This window comes from Methylophaga sp. UBA1464 (assembly GCF_002325665.1).
Classification (GTDB): domain Bacteria; phylum Pseudomonadota; class Gammaproteobacteria; order Nitrosococcales; family Methylophagaceae; genus Methylophaga.
The window spans coordinates 11960-12251 of the sequence record NZ_DCSO01000013.1 but is presented as its reverse complement, the minus strand read 5'-3'; the positions used below and the strand labels follow the sequence as shown (position 1 = coordinate 12251).

The 292-nt window shown below is 42.5% G+C and carries 1 protein-coding gene; it reads left to right on the top strand.

Features of this window, described 5'->3' with window-relative positions:
- Positions 1–292, top strand: a 292-nt coding sequence (locus tag B3O33_RS01220; RefSeq protein WP_292362785.1) for a phosphoenolpyruvate carboxylase, incomplete at both ends; no start/stop codon positions are given.

Below are 292 nucleotides of genomic sequence, written 5' to 3'. Positions count from 1 at the left end.
TTTATCAAACGGTTGAACAGTTACGTAAGGGGTTTATTCGCCTACGTAAAGAAGAAGATCCCGAGCTGCGCCAGAGCCTCAAAGATAAAATTGAATCGCTGGATGAACTGACCTTACGGGAAGTGATTCGTGCTTTTAATTTATATTTCAGTCTGGTTAACACGGCTGAAGAGGCTTATCACCATCATAACCGTCAAATCCAGCTGCGTAATGGCGGCAATCTCTGGCATGGTTCGTTTCTGGATAAGCTGACTCAGTTTAAAAATGAAGGTGTATCAATCAAACAGCTACA